The 14,960-nt window shown below is 64.9% G+C and carries 16 protein-coding genes and 1 tRNA gene; all 17 read left to right on the top strand.

What is annotated here, in order from left to right; translation table 11 throughout:
- Window positions 1–96 precede the first annotated feature (96 nt).
- Window positions 97–363: a 30S ribosomal protein S15 gene (gene rpsO, locus J2X21_RS17865; protein ID WP_268165882.1), complete on the top strand. Its 267-nt coding sequence runs from the start codon at window positions 97–99 to the stop codon at window positions 361–363.
- Window positions 364–584: 221 nt separating this feature from the next.
- Entirely contained in the window at window positions 585–2,732 is a 2,148-nt protein-coding gene (gene pnp, locus J2X21_RS17860) for a polyribonucleotide nucleotidyltransferase (RefSeq protein WP_310330844.1), read from the top strand.
- An 11-nt stretch (window positions 2,733–2,743) separates the two neighbouring features.
- The gene (locus tag J2X21_RS17855; protein ID WP_310330842.1) at window positions 2,744–3,730 is read left to right on the top strand and encodes an NAD(P)H-quinone oxidoreductase; all 987 of its coding nucleotides are present in this window, start codon (window positions 2,744–2,746) and stop codon (window positions 3,728–3,730) included.
- Between the two features lie 13 nt (window positions 3,731–3,743).
- Window positions 3,744–4,487, top strand: a complete 744-nt coding sequence (gene tpiA, locus J2X21_RS17850) for a triose-phosphate isomerase (RefSeq protein ID WP_310330840.1) — start codon at window positions 3,744–3,746, stop codon at window positions 4,485–4,487.
- Window positions 4,488–4,544: 57 nt separating this feature from the next.
- Window positions 4,545–4,931 carry a preprotein translocase subunit SecG gene (gene secG / locus J2X21_RS17845; protein ID WP_310330838.1) on the top strand — a complete coding sequence of 129 codons (387 nt, stop codon included), beginning with the start codon at window positions 4,545–4,547 and terminating at the stop codon, window positions 4,929–4,931.
- Between the two features lie 112 nt (window positions 4,932–5,043).
- A tRNA-Leu gene (locus tag J2X21_RS17840) sits at window positions 5,044–5,128 on the top strand.
- Between the two features lie 208 nt (window positions 5,129–5,336).
- Window positions 5,337–5,696 (top strand): NADH-quinone oxidoreductase subunit A, encoded by a 360-nt coding sequence (locus tag J2X21_RS17835; RefSeq protein ID WP_310330836.1) that lies wholly within the window; start codon window positions 5,337–5,339, stop codon window positions 5,694–5,696.
- 30 nt (window positions 5,697–5,726) lie between these two features.
- The gene (locus tag J2X21_RS17830; RefSeq protein ID WP_046113908.1) at window positions 5,727–6,203 is read left to right on the top strand and encodes a NuoB/complex I 20 kDa subunit family protein; all 477 of its coding nucleotides are present in this window, start codon (window positions 5,727–5,729) and stop codon (window positions 6,201–6,203) included.
- A gap of 8 nt (window positions 6,204–6,211) precedes the next feature.
- A complete protein-coding gene (locus J2X21_RS17825) occupies window positions 6,212–6,808 on the top strand; it encodes an NADH-quinone oxidoreductase subunit C (RefSeq protein ID WP_310330835.1) in 597 nt (198 codons plus the stop codon).
- Window positions 6,808–8,061 (top strand): NADH-quinone oxidoreductase subunit D, encoded by a 1,254-nt coding sequence (locus J2X21_RS17820; protein WP_310330833.1) that lies wholly within the window; start codon window positions 6,808–6,810, stop codon window positions 8,059–8,061. The genes J2X21_RS17825 and J2X21_RS17820 overlap by 1 nt, the downstream gene beginning before the upstream one ends.
- Entirely contained in the window at window positions 8,058–8,561 is a 504-nt protein-coding gene (locus J2X21_RS17815) for an NADH-quinone oxidoreductase subunit NuoE family protein (RefSeq protein WP_310330831.1), read from the top strand. The genes J2X21_RS17820 and J2X21_RS17815 overlap by 4 nt, the downstream gene beginning before the upstream one ends.
- A gap of 8 nt (window positions 8,562–8,569) precedes the next feature.
- Window positions 8,570–9,910: an NADH-quinone oxidoreductase subunit NuoF gene (gene nuoF, locus J2X21_RS17810; protein WP_310330830.1), complete on the top strand. Its 1,341-nt coding sequence runs from the start codon at window positions 8,570–8,572 to the stop codon at window positions 9,908–9,910.
- A gap of 21 nt (window positions 9,911–9,931) precedes the next feature.
- Window positions 9,932–12,238, top strand: a complete 2,307-nt coding sequence (nuoG, locus tag J2X21_RS17805) for an NADH-quinone oxidoreductase subunit NuoG (protein ID WP_310330828.1) — start codon at window positions 9,932–9,934, stop codon at window positions 12,236–12,238.
- A gap of 14 nt (window positions 12,239–12,252) precedes the next feature.
- Window positions 12,253–13,350 (top strand): NADH-quinone oxidoreductase subunit NuoH, encoded by a 1,098-nt coding sequence (gene nuoH, locus J2X21_RS17800; RefSeq protein ID WP_310330826.1) that lies wholly within the window; start codon window positions 12,253–12,255, stop codon window positions 13,348–13,350.
- Between the two features lie 10 nt (window positions 13,351–13,360).
- Window positions 13,361–13,849 (top strand): NADH-quinone oxidoreductase subunit NuoI, encoded by a 489-nt coding sequence (gene nuoI / locus J2X21_RS17795; RefSeq protein WP_056876568.1) that lies wholly within the window; start codon window positions 13,361–13,363, stop codon window positions 13,847–13,849.
- Between the two features lie 147 nt (window positions 13,850–13,996).
- Window positions 13,997–14,638 (top strand): NADH-quinone oxidoreductase subunit J, encoded by a 642-nt coding sequence (locus tag J2X21_RS17790; RefSeq protein WP_310330824.1) that lies wholly within the window; start codon window positions 13,997–13,999, stop codon window positions 14,636–14,638.
- A complete protein-coding gene (gene nuoK / locus J2X21_RS17785) occupies window positions 14,635–14,955 on the top strand; it encodes an NADH-quinone oxidoreductase subunit NuoK (RefSeq protein ID WP_310330822.1) in 321 nt (106 codons plus the stop codon). The genes J2X21_RS17790 and nuoK overlap by 4 nt, the downstream gene beginning before the upstream one ends.
- The last annotated feature ends 5 nt before the right edge of the window (window positions 14,956–14,960 follow it).

The following is a 14,960-nucleotide window of genomic DNA, read 5'->3' as shown; positions in this document are numbered from 1 at the left end:
CCCCCGTGTCCGCAAGTCAACCCCGGAAACCGTCTGCGGCAGCGCCATGTGTTGTGCCTCGCCCGGCCGGACTTCCGAAACCCTTTTGGAAAACAAATGTCCATCGCCGAAAAGAAGGCCGAGATCGTCAAGGCCAACGCACGCAGCGCCAACGACACCGGTAGCCCGGAAGTCCAGGTCGCTCTGCTGACCGCCCGCATCAACGACCTGACCCCCCACTTCAAGACCCACGCCAAGGACCACCACGGCCGCCGCGGTCTGCTGAAAATGGTCAACACGCGCAAGAGCCTGCTGGCCTACCTGAAGCGCGTTGACTCCGCCCGTTACGTCGCGCTGATCCAGAAGCTGGGCCTGCGCAAGTAATCTAGCGAATCCGTCAAGGAGCCTGTCTGGTCCTCAAGCCCAGTACAGGCTCTTTGTCCATCTGCCGGAAACCAAGCTGACGTGGTCGCGGATCATTCCAAGACGGCTCATCGCCCTGAGTCGCCCTGGAATGGCATCTGGACCAAACCCAGCATCGTTGCCGGTTTTACCGAGTGCCCAGGTCTGATGACTTGCACTCAACACAACCAGGAGCAATGAGCATGTCCATGTTCAACAAGGTCACGAAGACCTTCCAATGGGGCCGCCACCAAGTCGTGCTGGAAACGGGCGAGATCGCCCGCCAGTCCACCGGCGCCGTACTCGTCAACATCGAAGGCACCGTCGTGCTGGCCACCGTGGTCGCCAAGACCGAAGCCAAGGCCGGCCAGGACTTTTTCCCGCTGACCGTCGACTACCTCGAGAAGACCTACGCTGCCGGCAAGATCCCCGGCAGCTTCTTCAAGCGTGAAGGCCGCCCGAGCGAGCACGAGACGCTGACCAGCCGCCTGATCGACCGCCCGATCCGCCCGCTGTTCCCCGAAGGCTTCTTCAATGAAGTCCAGGTCGTCGTCCACGTCGTCAGCCTGAACCCCGAAGTGCAGGCCGACATCGCCGCCATGATCGGCACGTCCGCCGCGCTGGCCGTGTCCGGCATCCCGTTCAACGGCCCGATCGGCGCCGCCCGCGTGGGCTACGTCAACGGCGAGTACACGCTGAACCCCAGCAAGTCCGAACTGGCCAACAGCCAGATGGATCTGGTCGTCGCCGGCACGCAAGCCGCCGTGCTGATGGTCGAGTCCGAAGCCTCCGGCCTGTCGGAAGAAGTCATGCTGGGCGCCGTGGTGTTCGGCCATGAGCAAGGCAACGTGGCCATCGCCGCCATCAACGAGCTGGTCAAGGAAGCCGGCAAGCCGTCGTGGAACTGGGTCGCCCCCGCCAAGGACGAAGCCTTCATCGCCAAGGTCAACGGCCTGGCCGAAGGCCCGCTGCGCGAGGCTTACCAGATCCGCTCCAAGCAAGCCCGCACGCAAGCCTGCCGTGCCGCCGCTTCGAACGTCTTCGCTGCACTGACCGCCGAAGGCGTGTCGTTCGACAAGGTCGAAGTCGAAGGCCTGCTGTTCGAGATCGAAGCCCGCATCGTCCGCAGCCAGATCCTGGCCGGCGAGCCGCGTATCGACGGCCGCGACACCCGCACCGTGCGCCCCATCGAGATCAGCAACGGCATCCTGCCGCGCACCCACGGCTCGGCGCTGTTCACGCGCGGCGAGACGCAGGCTCTCGTGGTTGCCACGCTGGGCACGGACCGCGACGCACAGCGCATCGACGCGCTGGACGGCGAGTTCGAAGACCGCTTCATGATGCACTACAACATGCCCCCCTTCGCCACCGGCGAGACGGGTCGTGTGGGTAGCCCCAAGCGTCGCGAAATCGGCCACGGCCGCCTGGCCAAGCGCGCGCTGATCGCCGCGCTGCCGAGCAAGGAAGACTTCCCGTACTCGCTGCGCGTCGTCTCCGAAATCACCGAGTCCAACGGCTCGTCGTCGATGGCTTCGGTCTGCGGCGGCTGCCTGGCGCTGATGGACGCCGGCGTGCCGATGAAGGCCCACGTGGCCGGCATCGCCATGGGCCTGATCAAGGACGCCAACCGCTTCGCCGTGCTGACCGACATCCTGGGTGACGAAGATCACCTGGGTGACATGGACTTCAAGGTGGCCGGCACGACGACCGGCATCACGGCCCTGCAGATGGACATCAAGATCCAGGGCATCACCAAGGAAATCATGCAGGTCGCGCTGGCGCAAGCCAAGGAAGCCCGCCTGCACATCCTGGGCAAGATGGTCGAAGCCATGGGCAGCGCGAACACCGAGGTGTCGCAGTTCGCCCCGCGCCTGTACACAATGAAGATCAACCCGGAGAAGATCCGTGACGTCATCGGCAAGGGCGGCGCCACCATCCGCGCGCTGACCGAAGAAACCGGCACGACCATCGACATCGGCGAAGACGGCACCATCACCATCGCCTCGACGGACGCCGAGAAGGCCGAGATGGCCAAGAAGCGCATCGCCGAGATCACGGCTGAAGTCGAAGTGGGCAAGATCTACGAAGGCCCGATCGTCAAGATCCTGGACTTCGGCGCCCTCGTGAACCTGCTGCCCGGTAAGGACGGCCTGCTGCACATCAGCCAGATCGCCCACCAGCGCGTTGAGAAGGTCACCGACTTCCTGCAGGAAGGCCAAGTGGTCAAGGTCAAGGTGCTCGAGACCGACGAGAAGGGCCGCATCAAGCTGTCCATGAAGGTGTTGCTGGACAAGCCCGAGCGCGAAGCCGCTCCGGCGCCGGCCGCCGACGCCACGCCCGCAGCGGAGTAATCCAAGCGGCGATGAAAGCCATCGCGATCACCCGCCCCGGCGGGCCCGAGGTGCTGGAGCTGGCCGAACGGCCGGATCCAGTCGCGGGCCTGGGTGAGTGCCTGATCCGCGTCGCAGCGTCGGGCATCAACCGCCCGGACGTGCTGCAGCGCAAGGGCGCCTACCCGCCACCACCGGGCGCGAGTGAGCTGCCGGGGTTGGAAGTCGCTGGCGAGATCGTCGCCGGTGATGACCAAGCCCTGGCCGAGCATGGCTTCAAGATTGGCGACAAGGTCTGCGCGCTGGTCAATGGCGGCGGTTATGCCGAACTGTGCGCAGTGCCGGTGGGCCAATGTCTGCCGGTGCCTGCAGGCTGGACGCTGACGCAGGCGGCCACGCTGCCAGAAACCTGCTTCACCGTGTGGGCCAATGTGTTCGATCGCGTGGGCCTGCAGGCTGGCGAGACGCTGCTGATCCATGGCGGGTCCAGCGGCATCGGCGTGACGGCCATCCAGATGGCCAAGGCGCTGGGCGCCCGCGTGCTGGTGACGGTGGGTGGCGCCGACAAGGCCGAAGCCTGCAAGGCACTGGGTGCCGACGTGGCGATCAACTACCGTGAGCAAGATTTCGTTGCGCAAGCCAAGTCGGCCACGGATGGCCGCGGTGTCGACGTGATCCTGGACATGGTGGCTGGCGACTACATAGCCCGTGGCGTGCAAGCGCTGGCTGAGGACGGTCGCCTTGCATTGATCGCGGTGCAAGGCGGTGTGAAGTCGGAGGTCGATGCCGGCCTCGTGCTGCGCAAGCGCCTGACGATCACTGGCTCGACGCTGCGCCCGCGTTCGGCTGCATTCAAGGCTGGCCTGGCGCGCTCGCTGCGCGACAAGGTCTGGCCGTTGATCGAAGCCGGCCAGATCAAGCCGGTCATCTACCGCGAGCTTCCCGCTGCGAAAGCGGCTGAGGCGCATGCGCTGATGGAATCCAACCAGCACATCGGCAAGATCGTGCTGACCTGGTGACGGAGAACAAGAGATGAGAAAGAAACTCGTCGTGGGCAACTGGAAGATGCATGGCAGCCGAGCTGCAAATGCACAGTTGCTCGCCGGACTCAAGGAAGCCGGCCCCTGGAACGCCGACGTGGCCGTCTGCGTGCCCGCCGTCTACATCGCCGAGACGGCCCTCGCGCTGACCGGTACGGCCATCGCCTACGGCGCACAGGATTGTTCGTCGCACGAGCAGGGTGCCTACACCGGTGAGATCTCGTCGGCCATGCTGCACGACGTAGGTTGCCGCTACGCCATCGTCGGCCATTCGGAGCGCCGCGCCTACCACGCGGAGAGCGACCAGCTCGTCGCCGACAAGGCCAAGGCCGCGCTGGCCCATGGCGTGACGCCCATCGTCTGCGTTGGCGAGACCCGCGCCGAGCGCGAGGCAGGCCAGACCGAAGCCGTCGTCAAGCGCCAGCTCGCCGCTGTCATTCACACGCTGGGTCATTGCACTGGCGAGATGGTCGTCGCCTACGAGCCTGTCTGGGCCATCGGCACCGGCCTGACCGCGACGCCCGAGCAGGCCCAGGCGGTGCATGCCGTGCTGCGCGCGCAGTTGCAGGCTGCCACGGACCGTGCTGCCGCGATGCGCATCCTCTACGGTGGCAGCGTCAAGGCGGACAACGCGCCCCAGCTGTTCGGCCAGCCCGACATCGACGGCGGTCTGATCGGTGGCGCCTCGCTGAAGGTGGCCGACTTTGCCGCTATCTGCCTCGCGGCAGCGCATTGAGTTTTTCGGCGCCCACCCTGGGGTTGGGTGCCATCTTGTTTTGATGGAGTGATGGGAATGCAGTTCTTTGCGAATTTGGTACTGGTGGTTCAGTTGTTGTCCGCCATTGCGATCATCGGTTTGGTGCTGGTGCAGCAGGGCAAGGGCGCCGACATGGGCGCCTCCTTCGGCAGCGGTGCTTCGGGAAGCTTGTTCGGCGCCACCGGCAGCGCCAACTTCCTGTCGCGCAGCACGGCCATTGCGGCCACGCTGTTCTTCGGTTGCACGCTGGGCCTGGCCTTCCTGTCCAATGGCGGTGTCAACACGTCCAGCGGTTCCGACACGGCGCTGGAGCGTGCTCCGGCTGCTGTCGCGCCTGCGGCCTCCGGCGCTGCGGCCATTCCTGGCGCGATCGTTGCGCCAGCAGCGCCGGCATCCGCTGCCGCGTCGGCTGCGGCCAACTGATGCCCGAGTAAAACCCTCGTCTCTTCACCGGGGAGTCCCTACTTTTCGGTTTAGAATGCGAGGCTGTCTGGCAAGCAAACCCTCCTAGTTGCCGGGCAATAAATGGATACCTGCCGTCGTGGTGAAATTGGTAGACACGCTATCTTGAGGGGGTAGTGGCGAAAGCTGTGCGAGTTCGAGTCTCGCCGACGGCACCAGAACATAGGCGGTTCCTGCGCCAAGCGCAGGGAATCAGTCAAAGCGGCCTGTCGCCGTTAGCCGTCCGTAAGGGTGGTGCGGCAAGGTTCAGGGCGGGCGCGATCCGCAAGCGACATCTTTGGATTCGCTGGTGGCGCGCCCGTTTGCTTTGGGTGCCTGCATTGCGGTCACCGTTGACAATTGTTGTAGCCGACCGGGGAAAGCTTCATGAATCTCGACCAATACCTGCCCGTCATCCTCTTCATCTTGGTCGGCGCAGTGGTCGGGATCGCACCCCAGGTGCTCGGCGCCCTGCTGGGCCCCAATCGGCCGGATCAGGCCAAGAACTCCCCCTACGAATGCGGCTTCGAGGCCTTTGAAGACGCGCGCATGAAATTCGATGTGCGCTACTACCTCGTCGCCATCCTGTTCATTCTTTTCGACCTGGAAATTGCCTTCCTGTTTCCCTGGGCTGTTGCGCTCAAGGAAATCGGCGCGGCCGGCTTCTGGGCGATGATGATCTTCCTCGGCATTCTGGTCGTGGGCTTTGCCTACGAATGGAAAAAAGGCGCCCTGGATTGGGAATAAGCGCTCGCCGACACAAGCTGGGAATTCCAAATGGGTATTGAAGGCGTCTTGAAAGAGGGCTTTGTCACCACCTCGGTCGACAAGCTCATCAACTGGTCCAAGACGGGCTCGCTGTGGCCGATGACGTTCGGCCTGGCCTGCTGCGCCGTGGAGATGATGCACGCGGGCGCCGCCCGCTACGACATCGACCGCTTCGGCATGCTGTTCCGTCCGAGCCCGCGCCAGTCCGATCTGATGATCGTGGCCGGCACGCTGTGCAACAAGATGGCGCCGGCGTTGCGCAAGGTCTACGACCAGATGGCCGAGCCGCGCTGGGTGCTCTCGATGGGCTCCTGCGCCAACGGCGGCGGCTACTACCACTACAGCTACTCCGTCGTTCGCGGCTGCGACCGCATCGTGCCGGTGGATGTCTATGTGCCCGGCTGCCCGCCGACGGCCGAGGCCCTGCTGTACGGCATCCTGCAATTGCAGGCCAAGATCCGCCGCGAAAACACCATCGCCCGCTGAGCTGCAGGATGAGCCACAACCTCGAAACCCTGGCCCAGACGATTGGTGCCATCCTCGGCGAGCGTGTCGTCGAGTTGAAGAACGCTCTCGGCGAACTGACGCTGACCGTGCGCGCCGCCGACTACCTCGACGTCGCGACCACGCTGCGCGACCACGCCGATCTCAAGCTCGAGCAGTTGATCGACCTCTGCGGCGTCGACTACAGCGATTACGGCAATGGCGGCTACGAAGGCCTGCGTTATGCGGTCGTCAGCCACCTGCTTTCCGTCACGCACAACTTCCGCCTGCGCCTGAAGGTCTTCGCGACCGATGACGACTTCCCCGTCGTGGCCTCGATCACGCCGGTGTGGAACTCGGCCAACTGGTTCGAGCGCGAAGCCTTCGACATGTACGGCGTCATCTTCGACGGCCACAACGACCTGCGCCGCATCCTGACGGACTACGGCTTCATCGGTCACCCGATGCGCAAGGACTTCCCGGTGTCGGGCCACGTCGAGATGCGTTACGACCCCGAGCAGAAGCGCGTCATCTACCAGCCGGTGACCATCGAGCCGCGCGAGATCACGCCGCGCATCATCCGCGAAGACAAGTACGGCGGTCTGTAATGGCAGAAATCAAGAACTACACGCTGAACTTCGGTCCCCAGCATCCGGCCGCCCACGGCGTGCTGCGTCTGGTGCTGGAGCTGGACGGCGAAGTCATCCAGCGCGCCGACCCGCACATCGGCCTGCTGCACCGCGCGACCGAGAAGCTCGCCGAGAGCAAGACCTTCATCCAGTCGCTGCCCTACATGGACCGCCTCGACTACGTGTCGATGATGTCCAACGAGCACGCCTACTGTCTGGCCATCGAGAAGATGCTGGGCATCCAGGTGCCGGAGCGCGCGCAGTACATCCGCGTGATGTTCGGCGAGCTGACCCGCATCCTGAACCACCTGCTCTGGCTGGGCTGCCACGGCCTGGACTGCGGTGCGATGAACATCCTCATCTACTGCTTCCGCGAGCGTGAGGACATCTTCGACATGTACGAGGCGGTGTCGGGTGCGCGCATGCACGCGGCCTACTTCCGTCCGGGTGGCGTCTACCGCGACCTGCCGGACAGCATGCCGCAATACCAGGTCAGCAAGATCCGCAATGCCAAGGCCATCGCGCAGCTGAACGAAAACCGTTCGGGCTCGCTGCTGGACTTCATTGAGGACTTCTGCAAGCGCTTCCCGAAGAACGTCGACGACTACGAGACGCTGCTGACGGACAACCGCATCTGGAAGCAGCGCACGGTCGGCATCGGCGTCGTGTCGCCCGAGCGCGCGCTCAACATGGGCTTCACCGGTGCGATGCTGCGCGGCTCGGGCATCGCCTGGGACCTGCGCAAGAAGCAGCCGTACGACGTGTACGACAAGATGGATTTCGACATCCCGGTCGGCACCAACGGCGACACCTACGACCGCTACGTCGTTCGTGTCGAGGAAATGCGCCAGTCCTGCCGCATCGTCGAGCAGTGCGTGAAGTGGCTACGTGCCAACCCCGGCCCGGTCATCACCGACAACCACAAGGTCGCACCGCCGTCGCGCGTGGACATGAAGTCCAGCATGGAAGAGCTGATCCACCACTTCAAGCTCTTCACCGAAGGCTTCCATGTGCCGGCAGGCGAAGCCTACGCGGCCGTCGAACACCCCAAGGGCGAGTTCGGCATCTACATCGTCAGCGACGGTGCCAACAAGCCCTACCGCCTGAAGATCCGCGCGCCGGGCTTCCCGCACCTCGCGGCGCTCGACGAGATGGGCAAGGGCCACATGATCGCGGACGCCGTGGCCATCATCGGCACGATGGACATTGTTTTCGGTGAGATCGACCGATGAGCAGCTACCAACTCTCCGACGCCACCCGCGCGCGCTTCGACCGCGAGGTTGCCAAGTACCCCTACGACCTGCGTCAGTCCGCCGTCATGGCCTGCCTGGCCATCGTGCAGCAGGAAGAGGGCTACGTGCCCCGCGCCGCGGAAGACGCGATCGCCGCTCACCTCGGCATGGCGCCCATCGCCGTGTACGAAGTGACGACCTTCTACAACATGTACAACCAGAAGCCGGTGGGCAAGTTCAAGCTGAACGTCTGCGCCAACCTGCCTTGCCAACTGCGCGACGGACAGAACGCGCTGGACCATCTGTGCAGCAAGCTCGGCATCGAGCAGGGCGGCACGACGGCCGACGGCCTGTTCACCGTGCAGAAGAGCGAGTGCCTGGGCGCCTGCGCCGACTCGCCGGTGATGCTGGTCAACGACCGCCAGATGTGCAGCTTCATGACCAACGACCGCCTCGACGAACTCGTCGATGTGCTGCGCGCTGAAGCCGCGAAGGCGTGAGGACAACGATGCTGGACCTCTCCAAATTCCAAAGCACCGGCAACGAGACCTGCTTCCACGGCCGCCACATCACGCCCCAGATCTACGCGGACCTGAACGGCAAGAACTGGTCGATCAAGGACTACGAAGCCCGTGGCGGCTACGCGGCCCTGCGCAAGATTCTCGGCAAGGACGGTGGTGAAGGCCTGACCCAGGACCAGGTCATCGCCGAAGTGAAGACCTCGGCCCTGCGCGGCCGCGGCGGCGCCGGCTTCCCGACCGGTCTGAAGTGGAGCTTCATGCCCCGCCAGTTCCCGGGCCAGAAGTACCTCGTCTGCAACAGCGACGAAGGCGAGCCGGGCACGTGCAAGGACCGCGACCTGCTGATGTTCAACCCGCATCAGGTCATCGAGGGCATGGCCATCGCGGCCTACGCGATGGGCATCACCGTGGGCTACAACTACATCCACGGCGAGATCTTCGAGGTCTACGAGCGCTTCGAGGCGGCCCTGGAAGAAGCCCGCGCGGCCGGCTACCTCGGCGACAAGATCATGGGTTCGGACTACAGCTTCCAGCTGCACGCCCACCATGGCTTCGGTGCCTACATCTGCGGCGAGGAAACCGCGCTGCTGGAGTCGTTGGAAGGCAAGAAGGGCCAGCCGCGCTTCAAGCCGCCGTTCCCGGCCAGCTTCGGCCTGTACGGTCGCCCCACGACGATCAACAACACCGAGACCTTCGCGGCGGTGCCCTGGATCATCCGCAACGGCGGCCAGGCCTACCTGGAGATCGGCAAGCCCAACAACGGCGGCACCAAGCTGTTCTCGGTGTCGGGTGACGTCGAGCGCCCGGGCAACTACGAGATCCCGCTGGGCACGCCGTTCTCGGTGCTGCTGGAGATGGCCGGTGGCGTGCGCAAGGGCCGCAAGCTGAAGGCCGTCATCCCGGGTGGCTCGTCCGCACCGGTGCTGACCGCCGAGGTGATGATGCAGTGCACGATGGACTATGACTCCATCGCCAAGGCCGGCTCCATGTTGGGCTCGGGCGCCGTCATCGTCATGGACGACACGCGCTGCGCCGTGCAGAGCCTGCTGCGCCTGTCGTACTTCTACGCCCACGAGTCCTGCGGCCAGTGCACGCCTTGCCGCGAAGGCACGGGCTGGATGCACCGCGTGCTGGAGCGCATCTACCACGGCGAGGGCAGGGCAGAGGACATCGACCTGCTGAACTCCGTGGCCGACAACATCCAGGGCCGCACGATCTGCGCGCTGGGCGACGCCGCCGCGATGCCTGTGCGCGCCATGATCAAGAACTTCAAGCACGAGTTCTTGCACCTGATTGAACACAAGAAGCCCCTGGTGGCTCCGACCTGAGCTGCCTAGGGAAACACCATCATGGTTGAAATCGAACTCGACGGTCAGAAGGTCTCGGTCCAGGAAGGCAGCATGGTCATGCATGCAGCCGAGAAGGCCGGCACCTACATCCCGCACTTCTGCTATCACAAGAAGCTGAGCATCGCGGCCAATTGCCGCATGTGCCTGGTGGACGTGGAGAAGGCACCCAAGCCCATGCCCGCCTGCGCGACCCCGGTCACGCAGGGCATGATCGTCCGCACCAAGAGCGACAAGGCGATCAAGGCGCAGCAGGGCGTCATGGAATTCCTGCTGATCAACCATCCGCTGGACTGCCCGATCTGCGACCAGGGCGGCGAGTGCCAGCTACAGGACCTGGCCGTGGGCTACGGTGGCAGCAAGAGCCGCTACTCCGAAGAGAAGCGCGTCGTCTTCCACAAGAACGTGGGCCCGCTGATCTCCATGGAGGAGATGAGCCGCTGCATCCACTGCACCCGCTGCGTACGCTTCGGCCAGGAAATCGCTGGCCAGATGGAACTGGGCATGGCCCACCGCGGCGAGCACAGCGAGATCCAGACCTTCGTCGGCCGCACGGTCGATTCGGAGCTGTCGGGCAACATGATCGACATCTGCCCGGTCGGTGCGTTGACCAGCAAGCCTTTCCGCTACAGCGCCCGCACGTGGGAACTGTCGCGCCGCAAGAGCGTCAGCCCGCACGATTCGACCGGTGCCAACCTGGTTGTCCAGGTCAAGAACCACCAGGTGCTGCGCGTCGTTCCGCTGGAGAACGAAGATGTCAACGAGTGCTGGATCGCCGACCGCGACCGCTTCAGCTACGAATCGCTGAACAGCGACGCTCGCCTGAACGCGCCCATGATCAAGCAGGGCGGTGCCTGGAAGCAGGTCGACTGGACGACGGCGCTGGAATACGTCGCCAACGGTCTGAAGGTCATCAAGGCCGACCACGGTGCGAAGTCCATCGGCGCACTGGGTTCCGCTCACAGCACCGTGGAAGAACTGCACCTGCTGGCGCAGATCGTTCGTGGCCTGGGCAGCGACAACATCGACCACCGCCTGCGCCACAGCGATTTCGGCAATGCCGCAGCCGCCGGCCAGGCCCGCTGGCTGGGCACGCCCATCGCCAAGCTGTCCGAGCTGGACCGCGCGCTGGTGATCGGCTCCAACCTGCGCAAGGACCATCCGCTGTTCGCCGCCCGCCTGCGCCACGCCGCGCGTCGCGGTGCCGCGATCTCGCGGATTGGCGTCAGCAGCGATGACTGGCTGATGCCGCTGGCCGCATCGACCGCCGTCGCGCCGTCGGGCTGGGTGCAAGCCCTGGCCGACGTGGCCGCCGCCATCGGCGAAGGCGCACCGCTGGCTGGTACCGCAACGGAACAAGCCAAGGCCGTCGCCGCCAGCCTGCTGTCGGGCAGCGCCAAGGCCGTGCTGCTGGGCAACGCCGCCGCCGAACACCCGCAGGCCGCCAGCCTGCTGGCGCTGGCGCAGTGGATCGGTGACAAGACTGGCGCCAGCGTCGGCTACCTGACCGCCGATGCCAATTCCGTGGGCGCCCAGCTCGTGAAGGCCCAACCGCAAGCCGGCGGCCTGAATGCCGGCCAGATGCTGACGGGCACGTCGCTGAAGGCTGCGTTGCTGCTGAACACCGACCCGGTGCTGGACTCCGCCAACGCCGCCGCCGCCGCCAAGGCGCTGGACGCGGCCGAGATGGTCGTCGTGCTGAGCCCGTTCAAGACCGGCCTGGAATACGCCGATGTGCTGCTGCCCATCGCGCCGTTCACCGAGACCTCGGGCTCCTTCGTCAACGCCGAGGGCCGTCTGCAGAGCTTCGTGGGTGTCGTGCGCCCGCTGGCCGAGACGCGTCCGGGCTGGAAGGTGCTGCGCGTGCTGGGCAACCTGCTCGGCCTCGAAGGCTTCAACCAGGACAGCTCCGAGCAGGTGCGTGAGCAGGCTTTGGGTGGCGACATCAGCGCCCGCCTGAGCAACGCCACCTCCGCCACGCCGCAAGTTCTGGCCAAGGGCGAGGGCGTCGAGCGCTTCGCCAACCTGCCGATCTACGCGACCGACGCGCTGGTGCGCAACTCCACGTCGCTGCAGCTGACCACCGACGGCCGCGATGCGGCAACAGTCGGTCTGCCGACTGGCCTGTGGCAGCAGCTCGGCCTGGCCGATGGCGACCAGGTCCGCATCGTGCAAGACGGCGGTGCCGCCCAACTGCCCGCCCGCCTGGAAGCCGGCCTGCCTGAAGGTCTGGCCCGCGTGCCGGCCGGCCTCGCACAAACCGCCACCCTTGGCGCTGCCTTCGGCACGCTGAGCATCGCCAAGGTCTGAGGGAGCAGAACGGAATGATCGACACCCTCTACCAAGGCGGCGCCTCGCTGCTGGGCGCGCTCTGGCCCGTGGTCTGGAGCCTCATGAAGATCATCGCGGTCGTCGCACCGCTGATGATCTGCGTGGCCTACCTGACGCTGTGGGAGCGCAAGGCCATCGGCTGGTCGCAGATCCGCCCGGGCCCGAACCGCGTAGGCCCCTACGGCCTGCTCACCCCCATCGCCGACGCGGTGAAGCTGATCTTCAAGGAGATCATCAAGCCCACCGCCGCGAGCAAGGGCCTGTTCTTCCTCGGCCCCGTGATGACCATCATGCCGGCGCTGGCCGCCTGGGCCGTCGTGCCCTTCGGCCCCGACGCCGCAGTCGCCAACGTCAATGCCGGCCTGCTGTTCCTGATGGCGATCACGTCGCTGGAGGTCTACGGCGTCATCATCGCCGGCTGGGCATCCAACTCGAAGTACGCCTTCCTGGGCGCGCTGCGCGCGTCGGCCCAGATGGTCTCGTACGAGATCGCGATGGGCTTCGCGCTGGTCGTCGTGCTGATGGTGACCGGCAGCCTGAACATGACGACGGTCGTGCAGGTGCAGGAGAAGGGCATGTTTGCGGACATGGGCCTCAACCTGCTGTCCTGGAACTGGCTGCCGCTGTTCCCCATCTTCATCGTCTACTTCATCTCGGGCCTGGCCGAAACCAACCGCCACCCGTTCGACGTCGTCGAAGGCGAATCGGAAATCGTCGCCGGCCACATGATCGAGTACTCGGGCATGTCGTTCGCGATGTTCTTCCTGGCCGAGTACGCCAACATGATCCTGGTGTCGGCGCTGGCCGTCGTCATGTTCCTGGGTGGCTGGAGCGCACCGATCTCCTGGAGCCTGTTCGGCATGGACACGCCGGGCTTCATCCAGCACACGATGGCGTTCTGGAACTGGTTCTGGCTGTTCGCCAAGACCTTCTTCGTCGTCACGATGTTCCTGTGGGTGCGTGCCACGTTCCCGCGCTTCCGCTACGACCAGATCATGCGTCTGGGCTGGAAGATCTTCATTCCCATCACGCTGATCTGGCTGGTCGTTGTCGGTGCCTGGATGCAGACCCCGTTCAACATCTGGAAGTGAGGCGGCGACCATGACTGCAATCACGAATTTCGCGAAGACCTTCTTCCTCTGGGAACTGCTCAAGGGAATGAAGCTGACGGGCCGGCATTTCCTGTCGCGCAACATCACCGTCCAGTTCCCGGAAGAGAAGACGCCCTTGTCGCCGCGCTTCCGCGGCCTGCATGCGCTGCGCCGCTACGAGAACGGTGAAGAGCGCTGCATCGCCTGCAAGCTCTGCGAGGCCGTCTGCCCCGCGATGGCCATCACCATCGAGAGCGACGTGCGCGCCGACGGCAGCCGCCGCACGACGCGCTACGACATCGACCTGACCAAGTGCATCTTCTGCGGCTTCTGCGAAGAAAGCTGCCCGGTGGACTCCATCGTCGAAACGAGCATCTTCGAATACCACGGCGAGAAGCGCGGCGACCTCTACTTCACCAAGGACATGCTGCTGGCGGTCGGTGACAAGTACGAGCCGCAAATTGCTGCGCAAAAGGAGGCCGACGCCAAATATCGCTGACCCCTCGTCCGGGAGTACCCGGCCGGTCCCCCGAGGGGACGCAGATGAACGCCGGCAAACGCCGCCGTCCACATCTGCCCGGTTCGTCCTTGGGGCGGCCCGGCGGACGCCCCGGATTCAAAGTCAGAAGTGTTTGCCCGAGTACATATGGACATCACGACCATCCTCTTCTACGTCTTCTCCGGCATCCTGCTGGTGAGTTCGTTCCGTGTCATCACGGCGCGCAGCACCGTGCATGCGGCGCTGTTCCTGATCCTGTCGTTCTTCACGGCATCCTGCATCTGGATGCTGCTGAAGGCCGAGTTCCTGGCCATCGCGCTGGTGCTCGTCTACATCGGCGCCGTCATGGTGCTGTTCCTGTTCGTCGTCATGATGCTGGACCTGAACACGGACAGCATGCGCGAGGGCTTCTGGAAGCACCTGCCGCTGGCGGCCATCGTCGGCGCGCTGATCGCCTTCGAGATGGGCATCGTGCTGATGGGCGGCTTCAAGCTGGCCGACGCGCCGGTGGCCACGCCCGAGCAACTGCAGATGGGCAACACCAAGCTGCTGGGCATCGAGATCTATACGGCCTACCTGTACCCGCTGCAGATCGCCGCCGTGCTGCTGCTGGTGGCCATCATCGCCGCCATCGCGCTGACGCTGCGCCGCCGCAAGGACTCGCGCGCCATGGATCCTTCCGAGCAGGTCAAGGTCACCAAGGCCGAGCGCCTGAAGATCGTCAAGATGGCGCCCACCGTGGCCGCCCCGGCCGCTGAAGCCACACCCAAAGAAGGAGGCCAGGCATGATCGGCGCCGCTGGACTGACCCTGGGCCATTTCCTGACGCTGGGCGCGATGCTGTTCGCGCTGTCGGTGATCGGCATCTTCCTGAACCGCAAGAACCTGATCGTGCTGCTGATGGCCATCGAGCTGATGCTGCTGGCGGTCAACCTGAACTTCGTCGCCTTCTCGCACTACCTGGGCGACATGGCGGGCCAGGTCTTCGTGTTCTTCATCCTGACCGTCGCGGCGGCCGAGTCGGCGATCGGCCTGGCCATCCTGGTCGTGCTGTTCCGCAACCGGGCCAGCATCAACGTCGAGGAACTCGACGCGCTGAAGGGATAAGAACA

Origin of the sequence: Roseateles asaccharophilus, from assembly GCF_031458115.1 — a bacterium.
GTDB lineage: Bacteria > Pseudomonadota > Gammaproteobacteria > Burkholderiales > Burkholderiaceae_C > Pelomonas > Pelomonas asaccharophilus_A.
The sequence above is the reverse complement of the archived record's forward strand: the minus strand, read 5'-3'. Positions and strand labels throughout refer to the sequence as shown.

Excerpts from the sequence above, each read along its gene's own strand:
- rpsO (WP_268165882.1), top strand. The coding sequence starts at position 97 with ATGTCCATCGCCGAAAAGAAGGCCGAGATCGTCAAGGCCAACGCACGC.
- pnp (WP_310330844.1), top strand. The coding sequence starts at position 585 with ATGTCCATGTTCAACAAGGTCACGAAGACCTTCCAATGGGGCCGCCAC.
- J2X21_RS17855 (WP_310330842.1), top strand. The coding sequence starts at position 2,744 with ATGAAAGCCATCGCGATCACCCGCCCCGGCGGGCCCGAGGTGCTGGAG.
- tpiA (WP_310330840.1), top strand. The coding sequence starts at position 3,744 with ATGAGAAAGAAACTCGTCGTGGGCAACTGGAAGATGCATGGCAGCCGA.
- secG (WP_310330838.1), top strand. The coding sequence starts at position 4,545 with ATGCAGTTCTTTGCGAATTTGGTACTGGTGGTTCAGTTGTTGTCCGCC.
- J2X21_RS17835 (WP_310330836.1), top strand. The coding sequence starts at position 5,337 with ATGAATCTCGACCAATACCTGCCCGTCATCCTCTTCATCTTGGTCGGC.
- J2X21_RS17830 (WP_046113908.1), top strand. The coding sequence starts at position 5,727 with ATGGGTATTGAAGGCGTCTTGAAAGAGGGCTTTGTCACCACCTCGGTC.
- J2X21_RS17825 (WP_310330835.1), top strand. The coding sequence starts at position 6,212 with ATGAGCCACAACCTCGAAACCCTGGCCCAGACGATTGGTGCCATCCTC.
- J2X21_RS17820 (WP_310330833.1), top strand. The coding sequence starts at position 6,808 with ATGGCAGAAATCAAGAACTACACGCTGAACTTCGGTCCCCAGCATCCG.
- J2X21_RS17815 (WP_310330831.1), top strand. The coding sequence starts at position 8,058 with ATGAGCAGCTACCAACTCTCCGACGCCACCCGCGCGCGCTTCGACCGC.
- nuoF (WP_310330830.1), top strand. The coding sequence starts at position 8,570 with ATGCTGGACCTCTCCAAATTCCAAAGCACCGGCAACGAGACCTGCTTC.
- nuoG (WP_310330828.1), top strand. The coding sequence starts at position 9,932 with ATGGTTGAAATCGAACTCGACGGTCAGAAGGTCTCGGTCCAGGAAGGC.
- nuoH (WP_310330826.1), top strand. The coding sequence starts at position 12,253 with ATGATCGACACCCTCTACCAAGGCGGCGCCTCGCTGCTGGGCGCGCTC.
- nuoI (WP_056876568.1), top strand. The coding sequence starts at position 13,361 with ATGACTGCAATCACGAATTTCGCGAAGACCTTCTTCCTCTGGGAACTG.
- J2X21_RS17790 (WP_310330824.1), top strand. The coding sequence starts at position 13,997 with ATGGACATCACGACCATCCTCTTCTACGTCTTCTCCGGCATCCTGCTG.
- nuoK (WP_310330822.1), top strand. The coding sequence starts at position 14,635 with ATGATCGGCGCCGCTGGACTGACCCTGGGCCATTTCCTGACGCTGGGC.